Origin of the sequence: Pantoea sp. (genome assembly GCF_028283705.1) — a bacterium.
In the GTDB taxonomy this organism is placed as follows: Bacteria; Pseudomonadota; Gammaproteobacteria; order Enterobacterales; family Enterobacteriaceae; genus Pantoea.
On the sequence record NZ_JAPWKD010000001.1, the window covers coordinates 144,500 to 162,839 of the forward strand.

The 18,340-nt window shown below is 53.4% G+C and carries 16 protein-coding genes; 9 read left to right on the forward strand and 7 right to left on the reverse strand.

The genetic code is table 11. From position 1 onward, the window contains the following. The first annotated feature begins 58 nt into the window (after window positions 1-58). The 6 genes from folE (at window position 59) to mglC (ending at window position 7,043) form a co-directional block, all read left to right on the forward strand. Entirely contained in the window at window positions 59-724 is a 666-nt protein-coding gene (gene folE / locus PW844_RS00650; protein ID WP_084876050.1) for a GTP cyclohydrolase I FolE, read from the forward strand. A 54-nt stretch (window positions 725-778) separates the two neighbouring features. Continuing rightward, a complete protein-coding gene (gene yeiB / locus PW844_RS00655; RefSeq protein WP_299445495.1) occupies window positions 779-1,933 on the forward strand; it encodes a DUF418 domain-containing protein YeiB in 1,155 nt (384 codons plus the stop codon). A 146-nt stretch (window positions 1,934-2,079) separates the two neighbouring features. Further along, window positions 2,080-3,120, forward strand: coding sequence for an HTH-type transcriptional regulator GalS (gene galS / locus PW844_RS00660; protein WP_299445497.1), 1,041 nt, complete (start codon window positions 2,080-2,082; stop codon window positions 3,118-3,120). Between the two features lie 307 nt (window positions 3,121-3,427). Then, window positions 3,428-4,423, forward strand: a complete 996-nt coding sequence (gene mglB, locus PW844_RS00665; RefSeq protein WP_299445499.1) for a galactose/glucose ABC transporter substrate-binding protein MglB — start codon at window positions 3,428-3,430, stop codon at window positions 4,421-4,423. A 70-nt stretch (window positions 4,424-4,493) separates the two neighbouring features. Next, window positions 4,494-6,014, forward strand: coding sequence for a galactose/methyl galactoside ABC transporter ATP-binding protein MglA (gene mglA / locus PW844_RS00670; RefSeq protein ID WP_299445501.1), 1,521 nt, complete (start codon window positions 4,494-4,496; stop codon window positions 6,012-6,014). Between the two features lie 18 nt (window positions 6,015-6,032). Then, complete coding sequence (mglC, locus tag PW844_RS00675) at window positions 6,033-7,043, forward strand: galactose/methyl galactoside ABC transporter permease MglC (RefSeq protein ID WP_299445503.1); 1,011 nt, start codon at window positions 6,033-6,035, stop codon at window positions 7,041-7,043. 75 nt (window positions 7,044-7,118) lie between these two features. Here mglC and sanA read toward each other — a convergent pair whose 3' ends face one another. The 6 genes from sanA to metG all read right to left on the reverse strand — a co-directional run bounded on the left by sanA (window position 7,119) and on the right by metG (window position 14,145). Further along, a complete protein-coding gene (gene sanA, locus PW844_RS00680) occupies window positions 7,119-7,838 on the reverse strand; it encodes an outer membrane permeability protein SanA (protein WP_084876043.1) in 720 nt (239 codons plus the stop codon). Window positions 7,839-7,973: 135 nt separating this feature from the next. Next, a complete protein-coding gene (locus tag PW844_RS00685) occupies window positions 7,974-9,671 on the reverse strand; it encodes an NAD-dependent malic enzyme (RefSeq protein WP_299445508.1) in 1,698 nt (565 codons plus the stop codon). A gap of 157 nt (window positions 9,672-9,828) precedes the next feature. Then, on the reverse strand, window positions 9,829-10,728 hold the full coding sequence (gene cdd / locus PW844_RS00690) for a cytidine deaminase (RefSeq protein WP_299445510.1): 900 nt from the start codon (window positions 10,726-10,728) through the stop codon (window positions 9,829-9,831). Window positions 10,729-10,846: 118 nt separating this feature from the next. Then, a complete protein-coding gene (locus tag PW844_RS00695; protein ID WP_084876040.1) occupies window positions 10,847-11,539 on the reverse strand; it encodes a CidB/LrgB family autolysis modulator in 693 nt (230 codons plus the stop codon). Continuing rightward, entirely contained in the window at window positions 11,532-11,924 is a 393-nt protein-coding gene (locus PW844_RS00700) for a CidA/LrgA family protein (protein ID WP_299445514.1), read from the reverse strand. The genes PW844_RS00695 and PW844_RS00700 overlap by 8 nt, the downstream gene beginning before the upstream one ends. A gap of 187 nt (window positions 11,925-12,111) precedes the next feature. Next, the gene (gene metG, locus PW844_RS00705) at window positions 12,112-14,145 is read right to left on the reverse strand and encodes a methionine--tRNA ligase (RefSeq protein WP_299445516.1); all 2,034 of its coding nucleotides are present in this window, start codon (window positions 14,143-14,145) and stop codon (window positions 12,112-12,114) included. Between the two features lie 164 nt (window positions 14,146-14,309). Between metG and apbC the strand changes: the two genes are divergently transcribed. Continuing rightward, window positions 14,310-15,422, forward strand: a complete 1,113-nt coding sequence (apbC, locus tag PW844_RS00710) for an iron-sulfur cluster carrier protein ApbC (RefSeq protein WP_299445518.1) — start codon at window positions 14,310-14,312, stop codon at window positions 15,420-15,422. An 8-nt stretch (window positions 15,423-15,430) separates the two neighbouring features. Here the strand turns inward: apbC and PW844_RS00715 are convergent, their stop codons facing one another. Beyond that, the gene (locus tag PW844_RS00715) at window positions 15,431-15,871 is read right to left on the reverse strand and encodes a GNAT family N-acetyltransferase (protein WP_299445520.1); all 441 of its coding nucleotides are present in this window, start codon (window positions 15,869-15,871) and stop codon (window positions 15,431-15,433) included. A gap of 225 nt (window positions 15,872-16,096) precedes the next feature. Here PW844_RS00715 and ahpC point away from each other — a divergent pair, with 225 nt between their 5' ends. Together ahpC and ahpF are read left to right on the forward strand one after the other, a co-directional pair. Continuing rightward, the gene (gene ahpC / locus PW844_RS00720) at window positions 16,097-16,660 is read left to right on the forward strand and encodes an alkyl hydroperoxide reductase subunit C (protein ID WP_013509781.1); all 564 of its coding nucleotides are present in this window, start codon (window positions 16,097-16,099) and stop codon (window positions 16,658-16,660) included. Window positions 16,661-16,738: 78 nt separating this feature from the next. Then, the gene (ahpF, locus tag PW844_RS00725; protein ID WP_299445524.1) at window positions 16,739-18,307 is read left to right on the forward strand and encodes an alkyl hydroperoxide reductase subunit F; all 1,569 of its coding nucleotides are present in this window, start codon (window positions 16,739-16,741) and stop codon (window positions 18,305-18,307) included. Window positions 18,308-18,340: the final 33 nt, after the last annotated feature.

Genomic DNA, 18,340 nt, shown 5'->3' on the forward strand with positions numbered 1-18,340 from the left:
CAGAAATTCCCCCGCAGGCATCGACCTGCGGGCGCATCACCTGCCGGAGAAGATTACGATGAGCACCTTAAGTCAGGAAGCCGCCCTGGTTCATGAAGCGCTGCTGGCGCGTGGCCTGGAAACGCCGTTACGCGCCCCGGTGCGTGAAATGGACGATGAAACCCGCAAGCGTCAGATCGCCGGTCACATGACCGAAATCATGCAGCTGCTGAATCTTGACCTGGAAGATGACAGCCTGATGGAGACCCCTCATCGCATCGCTAAGATGTATGTGGATGAAATTTTTTCAGGTCTCGACTACGCCAACTTCCCCAAAATCACCGTTATCGAAAACAAGATGAAGGTTGATGAAATGGTGACGGTACGTGATATCACCCTGACCAGCACCTGCGAACATCACTTCGTGATCATCGATGGTAAAGCTACCGTGGCTTACATCCCGAAAGATAAAGTGATTGGCTTGTCGAAAATCAACCGCATTGTGCAGTTCTTTGCCCAGCGTCCGCAGGTGCAGGAGCGTCTGACCCAGCAGGTGCTGATTGCGTTGCAGACGCTGCTTGGCACCAACAATGTGGCAGTGTCGATTGATGCGGTGCATTACTGTGTCAAAGCGCGCGGTGTGAAAGATGCCACCAGCGCCACCACGACCACTTCATTAGGTGGCCTGTTTAAATCCAGCCAGAATACCCGTCAGGAGTTTCTGCGCGCGGTACGTCATAACTAAGACTGTTTGGGGCGGCGTTTGCCGCCCGTTTTCATTTTTCCCTCAGGACACCCGATGCAACGCTATCTCGCGCTGGATTTCATTCGTGGTTGCGCCATTCTCGGCATTCTGCTGTTAAACATTGTTGGCTTCGGCTTGCCATCGGCGGCGTATCTCAATCCGGCATGGCAGGGCGAGATTTCGTTGTCTGACGCCTGGACCTGGGCGGTGATGGACGGTCTGGCGCAACTCAAATTCCTCACGCTGTTCGCGTTACTGTTTGGTGCCGGGCTGCATATGCAGATTCCGCGCGGCAGCCGCTGGATTTCGGCGCGTCTGTCGTTGCTGGTGCTGTTGGGTTTGATCCATGCGCTGTTTTTCTGGGAAGGGGATATCCTGCTGGATTATGGCCTGATTGGTCTGGTTATCTGGCGGATGTTACGTGAAGTGCCCTCGAACCGCGCATTATTACAAACCGGCGCGCTACTGTATCTGGTGGGGTGCGGCGTGCTGCTGGTGTTTGGTGCGATTTCCTCGCCGCAACCCAGCCGTTCCTGGTTGCCGGGTGTGGCCGATCTCCAGTATGAACGCTACTGGAAGCTGTTGGGGGGCTGGGAAGCGGTGCAGAACCGCCTTGATCATCTTTCTTCCAGCCTGATGGCGCTGGCCTCGCAATATGGCTGGCAGCTGGCGGGCCTGATGCTGATTGGTGCTGCGTTGATGCGTACCGGCTGGTTGAGCGGGCAATTCAGCGTGCAGCATTATCGCCGCGCGGCTGTGATATTGCTGAGCGTGGGCTGGCTGATCGCCATTCCAGGTATCATCGGGCAGTGGCATCTTGGCTGGGATTTCATCTGGAGCGGATTTTATTTGCAGGTACCGCGTGATGTCGCCAGCCCGTTTCTCAGCCTCGGTTATGCCGCGCTGTGCCTCGGCTTTTGGCCACAGATTGCCGCAACGCGTATCAGTTTCGCCATTCAGTGCGTCGGGCGGATGGCGTTGAGTAACTACCTGCTGCAAACGCTGATCTGCACCACGCTGTTTTATCGTTTCGGTCTGTTTATGAAGTATGACCGCCTGCAATTGCTGGTCTTTGTTCCCCCTGTGTGGCTGGTTAACATCCTGTTTTCCGTGCTGTGGCTGCGCCGGTTCCGCCAGGGACCCATGGAGTGGTTATGGCGCAAACTGACGGCATTAGCGGCGGGTAAATCGCGTAACGCGATCCAGTAAGATAATGACGGCCATCACAAAGGTTGCAGAATTGTATGTAACCGTTTTCATTCGTGTGACGTAATTCACGCTGCATCCCCAGAGGCCCTGACAGAATAGCGCCGTTACGCGCACCAGGCGCATTTTCTCCTCTGTGGAACAGCTGCATGATAACGATTCGTGATGTCGCCCGTCAGGCCGGCGTGTCGGTAGCCACCGTCTCGCGTGTGCTCAATAACAGCAGTGCCGTTACCGCGGATACCCGCGAAGCCGTACTCCAGGCGGTGGATACGCTGGGTTACCGGCCTAATGCCAATGCTCAGGCACTGGCAACTCAGGTCAGCGATACCATTGGCGTTGTCGTCATGGATGTCTCCGACCCCTTTTTTGGTGCGCTGGTGAAATCGGTAGATACCGTTGCTCAGCGCATGCAAAAACATGTGTTGATCAGCAACTCCTGGCATCTGGAAGAGAAAGAACGTCATGCCATTGAGGTGCTGATCCGCCAGCGTTGCAACGCGCTGGTGGTTCACGCGAAAACGCTTTCAGACGCCGAACTGGCGCATTTCCTCGAACAGGTTCCTGGTATGGTACTGATAAATCGTACTATTCCGGGTTTTGAACACCGTTGCGTCTGTCTCGATAACGTAACCGGTGCGCTGGTTGCTACGCGCATGTTGTTACAACAGGGGCATCAACGCATTGGTTTTCTCAGCTCCAGTCACCCGATTGAAGATGTGGCCCAGCGACGTGAAGGCTGGCTGCAGGCCCTGGCAGAGCAGGGGATCCGTCCACCGGAAAGCTGGGTCGCCCAGGCCGAGCCGGATATGCAGGGCGGTGAGGCGGCCATGGTAGAGTTACTGGGACGTAACCAACATTTAACCGCCGTATTTTCCTACAACGATGGCATGGCCGCAGGCGCGCTCACTGCGTTGAAAGACAATGGTATTCAGGTGCCACAGCATTTCTCCGTCATCGGTTTTGATGACATACCCATCTCACGTTATACCGATCCACAGTTAACGACTGTGCGTTATCCCATTGTTTCTATGGCGAAACTGGCCACCGAGCTGGCGCTGAAAGGTGCCGCCGGGGAACTGGATCCGCATGCGACCCATTGCTTTATGCCGACGCTGGTACGCCGCCATTCGGTGGCCCAGCGGCAAAATGTGGAGTCTGTCACTAATTCAGGCGATGGGGCTGTGTAACCGTTTTCAATCTGTGATTGTATTCACAGTTAATTAACATGCCGATCACTATGATGGCAGCGTCTTACCGGACTGAAACATTATGTAACGCCGGGTTTTCCTTCCCCGACATGGTTTCAGCAGCCGATTGAAATGGTTCACAACATTCTTCAGGAAGCGGTTACGCACAGGGAAGTCAGGAAAACGGTGGTGGTTTGGCTTTGAGCTTGATGCATCCGCCCCACCAGAGAGTTTCAACCGACTGCGCTGTCTGCCACAGAGCAGCATGGCGCGATGAAATACCCTGCATAAAAAAACCGGAGATACCATGAATAAGAAGGTTTTCACGCTCACAGCACTGGTTGCCAGCATGATGTTTGGTGCGACGGCTCACGCCGCAGATGCACGCATTGGCGTCACCATTTACAAATATGACGACAATTTTATGTCCATGGTGCGTAAGGACATTGAGAGTGAAGCGAAGAAAATTGGTGGCGTACAGCTGCTGATGAATGACTCGCAGAATGACCAGTCAAAACAGAACGATCAGATTGACGTGCTGATGGCTAAAGGCGTGAAAGCGCTGGCGATCAACCTGGTAGACCCGGCTGCTGCCGCAGTGGTCATTGATAAAGCAAAAGCCAATGATGTGCCGGTGGTGTTCTTTAACAAAGAACCGAACGCCAAAGTGCTGGCCAGCTATGACAAAGCCTACTACGTGGGTACCGACTCTAAAGAGTCCGGTGTTATCCAGGGCAAACTGATTGAGAAACACTGGAAAGCCACCCCGGCATGGGATCTGAACAAAGACGGCGAAATTCAGTATGTCCTGCTGAAAGGTGAACCGGGCCATCCGGATGCTGAAGCCCGTACGAAATACGTTATCGATACCCTGAACAAAGACGGCATCAAAACGCAGCAGTTAGCGATGGATACCGCGATGTGGGATACCGCACAGGCGAAAGACAAAATGGACGCCTGGCTGTCAGGCCCGAATGCGAAGAAAATCGAAGTGGTTATCGCTAACAACGACGCCATGGCAATGGGTGCGGTAGAAGCACTGAAAGCGCACAACATGACCTCTATCCCGGTGTTCGGTGTTGATGCCCTGCCAGAAGCGCTGGCGCTGATCAAATCTGGCGCACTGGCCGGTACCGTGCTGAACGATGCGGAAAACCAGGCAAAAGCGACGCTGGATATGGCGAAAAACCTGGCTGATGGTAAGCCAGCAACTGAAGGCACTAACTTCAAGATGGTTGATAAGATCGTTCGCGTTCCTTATGTACCGGTAGATAAAGATAATCTGTCTCAGTTTGTGAAGTAATCCGTCCCGGGCGCGGCATTACGCCGCGCCTTATTGCATCTGACCAACGCTTTTTTTAGCCAGGTAAATTATGGCCAGTGATAATCCGACCACACAGCGTGAATATCTGCTGGAGATGACGAATGTCTCGAAATCATTTCCAGGGGTTAAAGCCTTAGATAATGTGAATTTAAAAGTGCGGCCTCACTCGGTTCACGCATTGATGGGTGAAAACGGAGCCGGCAAATCCACATTATTAAAATGTCTGTTTGGGATTTATAAAAAGGATACGGGGAGCATCCTGTTTCAGGGTGAAGAAATTGATTACAAAAGCTCCAAAGAAGCGCTGGAAAATGGCGTATCGATGGTGCATCAGGAATTAAACCTGGTTCTGCAACGCAGCGTAATGGATAACATGTGGCTTGGCCGCTATCCACGCAAAGGCGTATTTGTCGATCAGGATAAAATGTATCGCGATACTAAAGCGATCTTTGAAGAGCTGGATATTGATATTGATCCGCGCGATAAGGTTGCCAATCTGTCTGTTTCGCAGATGCAGATGATTGAAATCGCCAAAGCTTTTTCCTATGACGCCAAAATCGTTATTATGGATGAGCCAACGTCGTCGTTGACGGAAAAAGAGGTTAATCATCTTTTTACTATTATTCGGAAGTTGAAAGATCGTGGCTGCGGTATTGTGTATATCTCGCATAAGATGGAAGAAATTTTCCAGCTGTGTGATGAGATCACCATCCTGCGCGACGGACAATGGATTACTACCCAGCCGCTGGAAGGGCTGGATATGGATAAGATCATCGCCATGATGGTTGGCCGTTCACTCAACCAGCGCTTCCCGGACAAAATTAACGTACCGGGTGAAGTGATTCTGGAAGTGCGTCATTTGACATCGCTGCGCCAGCCGTCGATTCGCGATATCTCGTTTGATCTGCATAAAGGTGAAATTCTTGGCATTGCCGGGCTGGTGGGGGCTAAGCGTACTGATATCGTCGAGACCCTGTTTGGTATTCGCGAGAAATCAGGCGGCACTATTAAGCTGCATGGCAAAGCGATTAATAACCACAGTGCGAATGAAGCGATTAACCACGGTTTTGCCCTGGTAACGGAAGAACGGCGTTCCACCGGTATTTATGCTTACCTCGATATTGGTTTTAACTCACTTATTTCCAATATCAGAAAGTATAAAAACAATATGGGACTGCTGGACAATAAACGGATGAAAAGCGATACCCAATGGGTGATTGATGCGATGCGGGTGAAAACTCCGGGCCATCATACACAAATTGGATCGCTCTCTGGCGGTAACCAGCAAAAGGTGATTATTGGTCGCTGGTTATTAACTCAGCCGGAAATTCTGATGCTGGATGAACCGACTCGTGGTATTGACGTCGGGGCAAAATTCGAAATTTACCAGCTGATTGCCGAGCTGGCGAAGAAAGAAAAAGGCATCATTATTATCTCTTCTGAAATGCCAGAACTGTTGGGCATTACCGATCGCATTCTGGTGATGAGTAATGGACAGGTAGCGGGCATTGTTGATACTAAAACGACCTCGCAGAATGAAATCCTGCGTTTAGCGTCATTACACCTTTAATGAAGCAAGGGCTTTAACATGAAAGCGACTACTAAAAAGAATGCGCTAACCTGGTTAAAAGAGGGCGGCATTTATGTTGTCCTGTTGGTACTGCTGGCTATTATTATTTTCCAGGATCCGACATTTTTAAGTTTAATGAACCTGAGTAATATTCTGACCCAGTCATCAGTGCGTATTATTATCGCACTCGGTGTGGCCGGGTTAATTGTTACCCAGGGTACTGACCTGTCGGCAGGGCGTCAGGTGGGTCTGGCGGCGGTGGTGGCGGCAACCTTGTTGCAGGCCATGGATAACGCCAACAAAGTCTTCCCGCATCTGGATACCGTGCCGATTCCGCTGGTGATTCTGACGGTGTGCATCATTGGTGGCATCATCGGTCTGGTGAACGGCGTGATCATCGCCTATCTGAAAGTGACGCCATTTATCACCACCCTGGGTACCATGATTATCGTTTACGGCATTAACTCGCTGTACTACGACTTTGTCGGTGCATCGCCGATTGCGGGTTTTGATGCTGGCTTCTCGAAATTTGCCCAGGGCTTCTTCCGCTTTGGTGATTTCAAACTGTCGTACATCACCTTCTACGCGATTATCGCCATCATCTTCGTCTGGATCCTGTGGAACAAAACGCGCTTCGGTAAAAACATCTTTGCTATCGGGGGTAACCCGGAAGCCGCGAAAGTTTCCGGTGTTAACGTGCCGCTGAACCTGATTCTGGTATATGCGCTGTCCGGGGTGTTCTATGCCTTTGGTGGGATGCTGGAAGCGGGGCGTATCGGCAGTGCGACCAACAACCTCGGCTTTATGTATGAACTGGATGCGATTGCGGCCTGCGTGGTCGGCGGTGTCTCCTTCGCCGGTGGGGTGGGTACGGTCGCAGGTGTGGTGACCGGTGTGATCATCTTCACCGTCATCAACTACGGTCTGACCTATATCGGCGTGAACCCTTACTGGCAGTACATCATCAAGGGCGGCATCATCATCTTCGCCGTGGCGCTGGACTCGCTGAAATACGCCCGTAAAAAGTAACGTTCTTATCTGTGCATGGGTCACCATCAATGGTGACCCTGCCGTTTTGCAGGGTCGGGATTTATCCCGACCTTTTTATTTTTTTAGCTTCTGTTCCAGCTCCAGCAACTGCTCTGGCGTCACCGCCGGGTAACTCTGCGCATCCTCGGGCACTTCATGCACCGCCGGAATCGGCACCAGCGGGCCGAGGAAACGCGGCTCGCGTTTCATCAGGTACAAATCTGCCAGCGCCCCTAAGCGCGCACCCACTTCGCGGAAACGCACCGTCAGCATATTTTTCGGTGACGGCACGGCATAGCACTGCGCCTGAATCCCCAGATGCAGGGCGATAAATAGCGCGCGTTCACAGTGGAAACGCTGGGTGATGATGATGAAATCATTGGTATCGAAAACTTTGCGGGTACGAACGATCGAATCCAGCGTGCGGAACCCGGCATAATCGAGCACGATATCGGCCGGATCGACGCCTGCTTTGATCAAATCGCGGCGCATCGTCATCGGTTCGTTATAGTTTTGCTGCGCATTGTCGCCGCTTAACAGCAGGTAATTCACTTTACCGCTGTTGTAAGCGTTGAGGGCACCCTGAATGCGATACAGGTAATACTGGTTGATTACGCCAGTGCGGTAATATTTGGCCGTGCCTAACACCACACCGACCTGGCGATGCGGTAATGCAGCGACATTTTCATAGATGAAGGGGGCGGTTTTCCAGCTGATCCAGCGATCGAGGCCAAGTGCGGTCGCCACCATCAGTAAGATGATGAAAAGCAGACCAAAGAAAACGCGTTTAATCATGCGCGCAGGCACTCGGTTGGCGGAAAAAGGAATGATTCAAGGCTACTTGAGGCCTCTGCGGGAAGCAAGTTAACGCCAGTCAGCTGGTGTTTTTTTGCGCATTGCCGGGCGGATTTGCCCGGCAATTAACCTCAATCAGATTGAGGTACGGCGGTAGTGACGATACTGCGGTAGCCAGAAGTTGTTATTGATGGCCCTGGACAGCACATCTTCCGAGGTGACCACGGCAACACCAGCCAGCTGTGCGGCTTTACCCACTTCCATGGCGATCACTTTGGAGACGCCCTGGATATCCTTGATTTCCGGCAGCACCGGGCCTTCGCCGTCATTCACCAGTGGTGAACAATCGGCTAAAGCACGGCTGGCGGTCATCAGCATGGTATCAGTAACGCGTGAGGCGCCAGAGGCGATCACACCCAAACCAATGCCCGGGAAGATGTAGGAGTTGTTGCACTGGGCAATCGGATAGATTTTGCCTTTCCAGCTAACCGGTGCAAACGGGCTACCGGTTGCCACCAGCGCGGCACCATCGGTCCAGGCGATAATATCCGCCGGGGTGGCTTCCACGCGTGAGGTGGGGTTTGACAGCGGCATCACAATCGGACGTTTACAGTGTTTGTTCATCTCACGGATGATCTCTTCTGTGAACAGGCCCGGCTGACCGGAAACACCGATCAGGATGTCCGGTTTAGCGTTGCGCACCACATCCAGCAGGGAAATGGAATCACTGGTGATATCCCACGCTTTCAGGTTGTCGCTCTTCTGCACCAGACGGCTCTGGAAATCGAGCAGGTTCGGCAGTTTATCAGTCAGCAGACCAAAACGATCCACCATCAGCACGCGGGCACGCGCTTCGTCATCGCTCAGGCCTTCTGATTTCATCTGCGCGATGATCTGCTCGGCGATACCACAACCGGCAGAACCGGCACCAAGGAACACCACTTTTTGCTCGCACAGGCGGCTGCCCGCAGCGCGGCTGGCGGCAATCAGCGTACCGACGGTCACGGCTGCGGTGCCCTGGATGTCATCGTTAAAACAGCAGATCTCATCACGATAACGCTCCAGCAGCGGCATGGCATTTTTCTGCGCAAAGTCTTCAAATTGCAGCAGCACTTTCGGCCAGCGACGTTTCACCGCCTGGATAAATTCGTTAACGAATTCTTCGTACTCTTCACCCGAGATACGCGGATGACGCCAGCCCATGTACAGCGGGTCATTCAGCAGTTGCTGGTTGTTGGTACCCACATCCAGCACCACGGGCAGGGTGTAAGCCGGGCTGATGCCGCCACAGGCGGTATACAGCGAAAGTTTACCGATCGGAATCCCCATACCGCCGATACCCAGGTCGCCAAGACCAAGGATACGCTCGCCGTCGGTTACCACAATCACCTTCACGTTCTGTTTGGTGGCGTTTTGCAGCATGTCTTCGATGCGATCGCGGTTGTTATAGGAAATAAATACGCCGCGCGCACGACGATAAATCTCAGAAAAGTGTTCACAGGCGGCACCGACCGTCGGGGTATAGATAATCGGCATCATCTCTTCCAGATGATTGTCCAGCAGGCGGTAGAACAGGGTTTCGTTGGTGTCCTGGATATTGCGCAGGTAAACGTGTTTGTCGTTATTGTTCTTGAAATCCTGGAATTGACGCCATGCACGTTCGGCCTGTTCTTCAATGGTTTCAACTGCTTCGGGTAGCAGGCCATTGAGATTGAACTCATTACGTTCTTCGAGGGAGAAGGCGCTGCCTTTATTCAACAGCGGAAATTCCAGCAGGATCGGACCGGCATAAGGAATATACAGCGGACGTTTACTTTCGTACTCGAGTTCCATGCAGTTTTTGCTCCGGTTGCAGTGTTTTCTGGCGTGTCGCCGGGAAAGGTAACGCCAGACTTTCTTATTGTGAAGTGATTTCTGGCGCCAGATCCTATGAAATTTCCTGCAGATGTACAGCTTTTGTTAATAAAAGGTCACAAAAGCGGTAAAAGGATCACTTAACTGCGCAAACTGACAAGGTGACAGCGGTAAAATCGCCACATCCCAGCGCCGCCAGTGTGGCACGCGTAGCGTCATGCTGGCTTAGCACTGCCCCCTGACATTCCGCCAGTATCGCCTGCTGCACGCTATCCAGCGCTTCGTTGTGCATATTCAGCAGAATCAAGGCTGCCTGTAGCGGAGGCAGGCTGGGGTTGAATGCGGCATTTTCCGCATAACGTCCGGTAAAAATCTGCCCGCTGCGGCTACGCAGTGCCACTCCGCTGTAGCTGTGGCTGTAGGGGGCATGGCTCTGATTGGCTGCCTCAATGGCTGCCTGTTGCAGAGTGTCGCCCTGCAAGCTAAAGCCATGATTGACCGGGGTCAGCAAACGCTCAGCGATATTCAAATCCGCGGGGCCGAAAGCATCCGGCAAATAATCGCCCAGGGTGCTGACAGCACGGCCTGGCAGGCTGATGCGAATGGCGGTGCCGCTGTTCAACTCGTTCATAAACTGGCGGCAGTGGCCGCACGGTGTGTAATTGACGGTGATGGTCTCCAGCTGCGTTTCACCCCGCAGCCACGCATGGGTGATGGCGCTTTGTTCCGCGTGCACCGTCTGCTGTAAAGGTGCACCGCGGAATTCCATATTGGCACCGAAATACCAGTTACCGCTGCTGCCACGCGCAATGGCACCGACATTAAAATTTGAAACCGGCGCGACGGCACAGGACGCCGCTAATGGCAGCAAGGCGAGAGCGAGGGCATCGGCTTCCAGCGCGGTAGCCTGCTGTAACTGCGTCACTTCATTGGCCTGCAGGACACCATGAAAATCGGCGGCATCCATGATGGGTTGCAACGCCTGTTGCAGATTGACCGGCAGGGCAGAGAAAGCGGAAGTGAATCTTGGATGCATGATGGCCTCGTTAACGCGTCAGCGGCGGTGCGCCGCCTGAAGGGTTATATGTGATCTATATCGCTCTGACAATGTAAGCCGCCTTGCTTGTTTCAACTTTGCGAGATCTCTCGCAAGTTTACCCGAACCAGTGCATCAGCACCGGGTAGAGAAACGGTGCCAGTAGCGAGGTAATAATGCCGCAAATCACCAGCGCCAGAGAACTGAACGCCCCTTCCTGATAATCAATCTCTGCGGCGCGCGCGGTGCCCAGCGCATGCGAGGCATTGCCGATCGCTAATCCGCGTGATGCCTTACTTTTTATCTGCAACAGATTGAGCAGCATATGGCCGAATACCGCGCCCAGCACACCCGCAATCAGTACACAAATGGCGCTGATAGCTGGGATACCATGCATTGAGGCCGAAACCGCCATAGCAATCGGCGTTGTGACCGACTTCGGCATGATGGTGGCAGCAATCTCCGGCGTTGCACCCAGCCATAAGGCGATGGCTGTGCCGGAAATCATTGCCGTGATGCTGCCAATAAAGCAGACGCTGATAATGGTTTTCCAGCGGGCGCGGATTTGATGCATCTGCTCATACAACGGTAAGGCCAGCGCCACCACAGCGGGTTGCAGTAGCTGATTGAGCAGCGCGCTGCCAGCAAAATAGCGGGCATAGGGCATATGTGTCAGCAGCAGAATGGGGATGACAATCGCCATCGCCACCAGTAACGGGTTAACGATGGAAATTTTGATTTTTGCTGCAAACTTACGGGCGAGGAAATAGGCCAGCAGCGTCAGTGGCAGGGACCACCAGATATCACTCATTTCCTGGCTCCTTTGGCACACCAGACCGCTGCATTCGCTCAGCGCTCAGGCCGACCACCACCAGTACCAGGAAAGTACTGATCAGGCAGGAAACAACGATAGGACCGAATTGCGCGGTAAGGATATCGGTATAACTCATCACTCCGACGCTGATCGGGACAAACAGCAGCGCCATATAGCGAATCAGCAAATGACAACCGGGTTTGACCCAGTCCACGGGCAGGATTTGTAGCGCCAGCAGCATAAACAACAGCAGCATGCCGATGATACTACCGGGAATGTTAATAGGAAGCAGGGTAGAAATGCCGATTCCGGCATAAAGAGCAGCGTAAATGATGATAAAGGCGCGCAAATAGCGCCAGCTGACAGACAGCACGGTGGGCATGACAGGCTCCTGTTTTCATAGGGCTTCATCATACGCATTAAGCGCTTAGCGTGCCAGAGATCGCATCATGGGTAAGGTTTGCAGTCTGTAGCGGCGCGATTTATCGCGCTGTTTTTCGACAAAACACGCGCGATAAATCGCGCCGCTACAGGAGGAGCAGGAGCCGCCTAAATGGCGGCTCAGAACTTTATTTCACCGGCATTCCTGGCTGTGCACCGCTATCCACGGACAGCACAAACAGGTCTTTGCCGCCAGGACCCGCTGACAGCACCATCCCTTCCGATACACCGAAGCGCATCTTACGCGGTGCCAGGTTAGCGACAATGATAGTCATCTTGCCGACCAGCACTGACGGATCCGGATAGGCGGCACGAATGCCAGAGAAGATCTGGCGTTTCTCACCGCCCAAATCCAGCTCCAGGCGCAGCAGCTTATCTGAACCTTCCACCAGCTCTGCTTTTTCGATCAGCGCCACGCGCATATCGACTTTGGCGAAATCATCAATGGTGATCGCGTCGCCAATCGGTGCTTCAGCCAGAGGGCCGGTCACCGCAGGCTGGTTAGCGGCAGCAGCATCTTCTTTCGATGCCTCAACCAGCGCGTCAACTTTGGTCATCTCAATGCGGCCATACAATGCTTTGAACGGTGCAACGCTATGATCCAGCAGCGGCTGCTGGATAGCATCCCAGCTCAGTTCGCTCTGCAGGAAAGCTTCAGCGCGGGCGCTCAGAGAGGGTAATACCGGTTTCAGCCAGGTCATCAGTACGCGGAACAGGTTGATACCCATTGAGCAGATGGCTTGCAGGTCAGCATCACGGCCTTCCTGTTTCGCCACCACCCACGGTGCCTGCTCATCCACATAACGGTTGGCGAGATCCGCCAGTGCCATGATTTCACGGATGGCACGGTTGTATTCACGGCTGGACCAGGCTTCACCAATCTTCCCCGAGGCATCGACAAAAGTCTGATACAGCGCCGGATCGGCCAGTTCGGACGATAGTTTGCCGTCAAAGCGTTTGGTCAGGAAGCCAGCGTTACGTGATGCCAGGTTGACCACTTTGTTGACGATGTCCGCATTCACGCGCTGCACGAAATCTTCCAGGTTCAGGTCGATATCATCGATACGTGAAGAGAGTTTCGCCGCGTAGTAATAACGCAGGCTGTCGGCATCCAGATGCTGCAACCAGGTGCTGGCTTTGATAAAGGTGCCGCGAGATTTTGACATCTTCGCGCCATTAACCGTCACATAACCGTGCACAAACAGGTTGGTCGGCTTACGGAACTGGCTACCTTCCAGCATCGCGGGCCAGAACAGGCTATGGAAATAGACGATGTCTTTACCGATAAAGTGATACAGCTCGGTGGTGGAATCTTTCTTCCAGAACTCGTCGAAATCGATATTGCCGCGCTTATCGCACAGGTTTTTAAACGACCCCATGTAGCCGATTGGCGCATCCAGCCACACGTAGAAGTATTTGCCTGGCGCACCTGGAATCTCGAAGCCGAAGTAGGGCGCATCGCGCGAGATATCCCACTGTTGCAGGCCGGATTCGAACCATTCCTGCATTTTGTTCGCCACCTGTTCCTGCAACGCACCAGAACGCGTCCACGCCTGCAGCATTTCACTGAAGGAAGGCAGATCGAAGAAGAAGTGCTCGGAATCACGCATTACCGGCGTCGCGCCAGATACCACGGATTTTGGTTCGATCAACTCGGTCGGGCTGTAAGTGGCACCGCAGACTTCACAGTTGTCGCCATATTGATCCGGCGATTTACATTTCGGGCAGGTGCCTTTAACGAAACGATCGGGCAGGAACATGCCTTTTTCCGGATCGTACAGCTGAGAAATGGTGCGATTTTTAATGAAGCCGTTCTCTTTCAGACGGCCATAAATCAGCTCCGACAGCTGGCGGTTTTCGTCGCCGTGCGTCGAGTGGTAGTTGTCATAGCTGATGTCAAAACCGGCGAAATCAGTCTCATGCTCCTGCTTCATCTCAGCAATCATCTGCTCAGGCGCAATGCCGAGCTGCTGTGCTTTCAGCATGATCGGTGTGCCGTGCGCGTCGTCGGCGCAGATGAAGTAAACCTGATTGCCACGCATTCGCTGGTAACGCACCCAAATGTCTGCCTGGATATGCTCGAGCATGTGGCCGAGATGGATTGAGCCGTTCGCGTATGGCAGCGCGCACGTTACCAGAATTTTTTTAGCGACTTGAGTCATAGTTTGCGTAGCTTTCTGTAAATGAAAAATCGGGCTTAAGATGTTAACCGAAGCACTCTCTGGCGTAAACACAACCTGACAGTCACGTCACTTTATGCCCTATCTGATATTATTGAAATCACATCGCTGAAGTTCAGCGTCAGAATAAAGAGTAAGGAGCGGGGATGACTTCACAATCCCGGGAACAACATTCACCTGAGGCCCTTCGCGCCGTGGTGATAGGCGTGCTGAGTGGCTTTGAACATCCGACACTGAAGCACAATCTTACGACACTGAAAGCCTTGCGCCATGTCGCGTTGCTGGATGACATACTGCATCTGGAACTGGTGATGCCTTTCGCCTGGGCCAGCGCGTTTGAGGAATTGAAAGCACAAACCAGCAGCGAGCTGCTGCGCCTGACGCAAACCCGGGCGATTGACTGGCGGCTACGCCACGATATCGCCACCCTGAAGCGGGTGAAAAACCATCCTGGCGTCAATGGTGTGAAGAACATCATTGCGGTCAGTTCCGGCAAAGGAGGCGTGGGCAAATCCAGTACCGCGGTGAATATGGCGCTGGCGCTGGTAGCGGAAGGGGCGCGCGTGGGGATTCTTGACGCGGACATCTATGGACCGTCGATTCCCAACATGCTCGGTACGGAAAATCAGCGTCCGACTTCGCCGGATGGCACCCATATGGCCCCGATCATGGCGCACGGGCTGGCGACCAACTCCATTGGTTATCTGGTGACTGATGATAACGCAATGGTGTGGCGTGGCCCTATGGCCAGCAAGGCATTGATGCAGCTACTCAATGAAACGATGTGGCCGGACCTGGATTATCTGGTGCTGGATATGCCGCCCGGCACCGGTGATATCCAGCTGACGCTGGCGCAAAATATCCCGGTGACTGGCGCGCTGGTAGTGACGACGCCACAGGACATCGCGTTGATTGATGCGCGCAAAGGCATAGTGATGTTCGAGAAGGTCAACGTACCGGTGCTGGGTGTGGTGGAAAATATGAGCATCCACATCTGTAGCGAATGTGGTCATCATGAGCCGATCTTTGGCACGGGGGGGGCGCAGAAACTGGCGCAGGATTACAACACCCGTCTGCTGGCACAGCTGCCGCTGCATATTAATCTGCGCGAAGATCTGGATGACGGTGAGCCAACGGTGATTCGTCGTCCTGACAGTGAGTTTACCGTGATGTATCGCGAGCTGGCCGGGCGCGTGGCGTCGCAGCTATACTGGCATGGGGAAGTGATCCCCGACGATATCGCCTTCCGCGCGGTTTAACCGACTGATTATCCGCTGGCGCGCGCCGTCAGCGGATAGTGCATCAACAGGTATTTCCCCTGATCGCTTTCACCCTGCGCCACCTTTTGCCAGCCATGCTTCAGATAAAAGGTTTGTGCAGCCTGGTTCAGCAGCAGGCATTTCAGCGCCCCGGTGCCGGTAAAACGTGCCTGTACCGCGTCCAGTAGCGCACTGCCCACTCCCTGGCCCTGAAAATCGGGGGAGACATACAGGCTGTGCAGGAAATTATCATTATCGAGCACACCGGCAAAACCGGCACGATGGCCGTCAATTTCCGCGACCAGCACGGTCTCACCCATGATCACCCGATCAAAATCCTCCAGCTGCCAGTCATCACTGTCGAGCCAGGTCCAGTTGGTCCGGCGCGCTGCAAGGAACAGCGTACGCAGAAAAGGGCGGTCAGCTTCCTGAAACAATCGAATATGCACTGATGAACTCCAGCAGTCAGTTCAATCAAAAGTAGCAGTTCCGGCGCAAAAAGATAAACCACGTTAAATCAGGGGAGTTTCTGTGTAGAATGCCGCGGCAGGCCGCAGCAATCGGGCCTTGCCGCGTTTGATAGCTTTTGTTTATCTAATTGATAACGGCTGCATATTAGATGTTGGCCCGAAAATTATGTAACCTGCATCACATCTTTTAACGGAGGTCACCCGATGTCTATCATTAATACCAAAATTAAACCGTTCAAAAACGCAGCATTCAAAAACGGCGAATTTATCGACGTAACCGAGAAAGACGTTGAGGGTAAATGGAGTGTTTTCTTCTTCTACCCAGCTGACTTTACCTTCGTATGCCCGACCGAACTGGGCGACGTGGCTGATCATCACGAAGAATTCCAGAAACTGGGCGTAGATATCTACTCTGTTTCTACTGACACCCACTTTACCCACAAAGCCTGGCACGGTTCTTCTGAAACCATCGCTAAAATCAAATATGCGATGATCGGCGACCCGACAGGTGCACTGACCCGTAACTTTGAAATCATGCGTGAAGCTGAAGGCCTGGCAGATCGTGGTACTTTCATCGTTGACCCGGAAGGCATCATCCAGGCTATCGAAATCACTGCTGAAGGCATTGGCCGTGACGCCTCTGACCTGCTGCGTAAAGTGAAAGCGGCACAGTACGTTGCTTCTCACCCAGGTGAAGTTTGCCCGGCTAAATGGCAGGAAGGCGATGCGACTCTGGCTCCATCACTGGACCTGGTTGGCAAAATCTAAGCCACCACGCAGCCCTTCGATGTTTCTCCAATCGGGTGCTACGGCACCCGATTTTTCGACCAGCAACAGGAACTCATTATGCTCGACACCAACTTAAAAACCCAACTCAAGGCTTACCTTGAGAAATTAACGAAACCGGTTGAGTTAATTGCCACACTGGATGATGGCGCCAAATCCGCAGAGATTCGGACCCTGCTGGCTGATATCGCGACCCTGTCTGACAAAGTCAGCTTCCGCGAAGAGAATGATCGTCCGGTGCGTAAGCCTTCATTCCTGATTACCAACCCTGGCAGCCACAGCGGCCCGCGTTTTGCCGGTTCGCCGATGGGCCATGAATTTACTTCACTGGTACTGGCACTGTTGCAGACCGGTGGACACCCTTCGAAAGAAGCGCAGAGCCTGCTGGAGCAAGTGGCTCAGCTTGAAGGCGAGTTCCATTTCGAAACTTATTATTCCCTGTCATGCCACAACTGCCCGGATGTTGTTCAGGCGCTGAACCTGATGGCCATCCTCAATCCGAATGTCAGCCATACGGCGATTGACGGTGGCATGTTCCAGAACGAAATCACCGAACGTAACGTGATGGGCGTTCCGGCGGTCTATCTGAACGGCAAAGAGTTTGGTCAGGGACGTATGAGCCTGGCGGAAATCGTCGGTAAAGTGGACACCAACGCTGACAAACGTGCGGCGGAAGAATTGAATAAGCGTGATGCCTATGAAGTGCTGATCGTCGGTAGTGGTCCGGCGGGCGCAGCAGCAGCGATTTACTCGGCACGTAAAGGTATTCGTACCGGTCTGATGGGGGAGCGTTTTGGTGGCCAGGTACTGGATACCGTGGACATTGAAAACTACATCTCCGTACCGAAAACCGAAGGCGCGAAGCTGGCAGGTTCACTGCGTGCCCACGTTGATGATTACGATGTTGACGTGATTGATACCCAGAGCGCGATCAAACTGATCCCGGCAGCCAAAGAGGGCGGTCTGCATGCGATTGAAACCGCTTCTGGCGCGGTGCTGAAATCACGCAGCATCATCCTGGCTACCGGCGCTCGCTGGCGTAATATGGGTGTGCCGGGTGAAGAAGAGTATCGCACCAAAGGCGTCACCTATTGCCCGCACTGTGACGGTCCGCTGTTTAAAGGTAAGCGTACGGCGGTTATCGGTGGCGGTAACTCGGGTGTTGAAGCGGCCATCGACCTGGCGGGTATCGTTGAGCACGTCACCCTGCTGGAATTCGCCAGCGAAATGCGTGCTGACAAGGTATTGCAGGACAAACTGCGTAGCCTGAAAAACGTGGATGTGATCCTTAACGCACAAACCACGGCAGTGAAAGGCGATGGCAGCAAAGTGACCGGCCTGGTTTATACCGATCGCACCAATCAGAACAGCCATGAAATCGCGCTGAGCGGCATTTTTGTACAGATCGGTCTGCTGCCGAATACCACCTGGCTGGAAGGCGCTGTTGAGCGCAACCGCATGGGTGAGATCATCATTGATGCGAAATGCGAAACCAGCCTGAAAGGTGTATTCGCGGCGGGTGACTGCACCACGGTACCGTACAAGCAGATCATCATTGCCAGTGGTGAAGGAGCCAAAGCCTCACTGAGTGCGTTCGATTATCTGATCCGCACCAATCCGGCTGAATAATTTTGTTGCGATAGCCACGCATGCGCCCTGCAA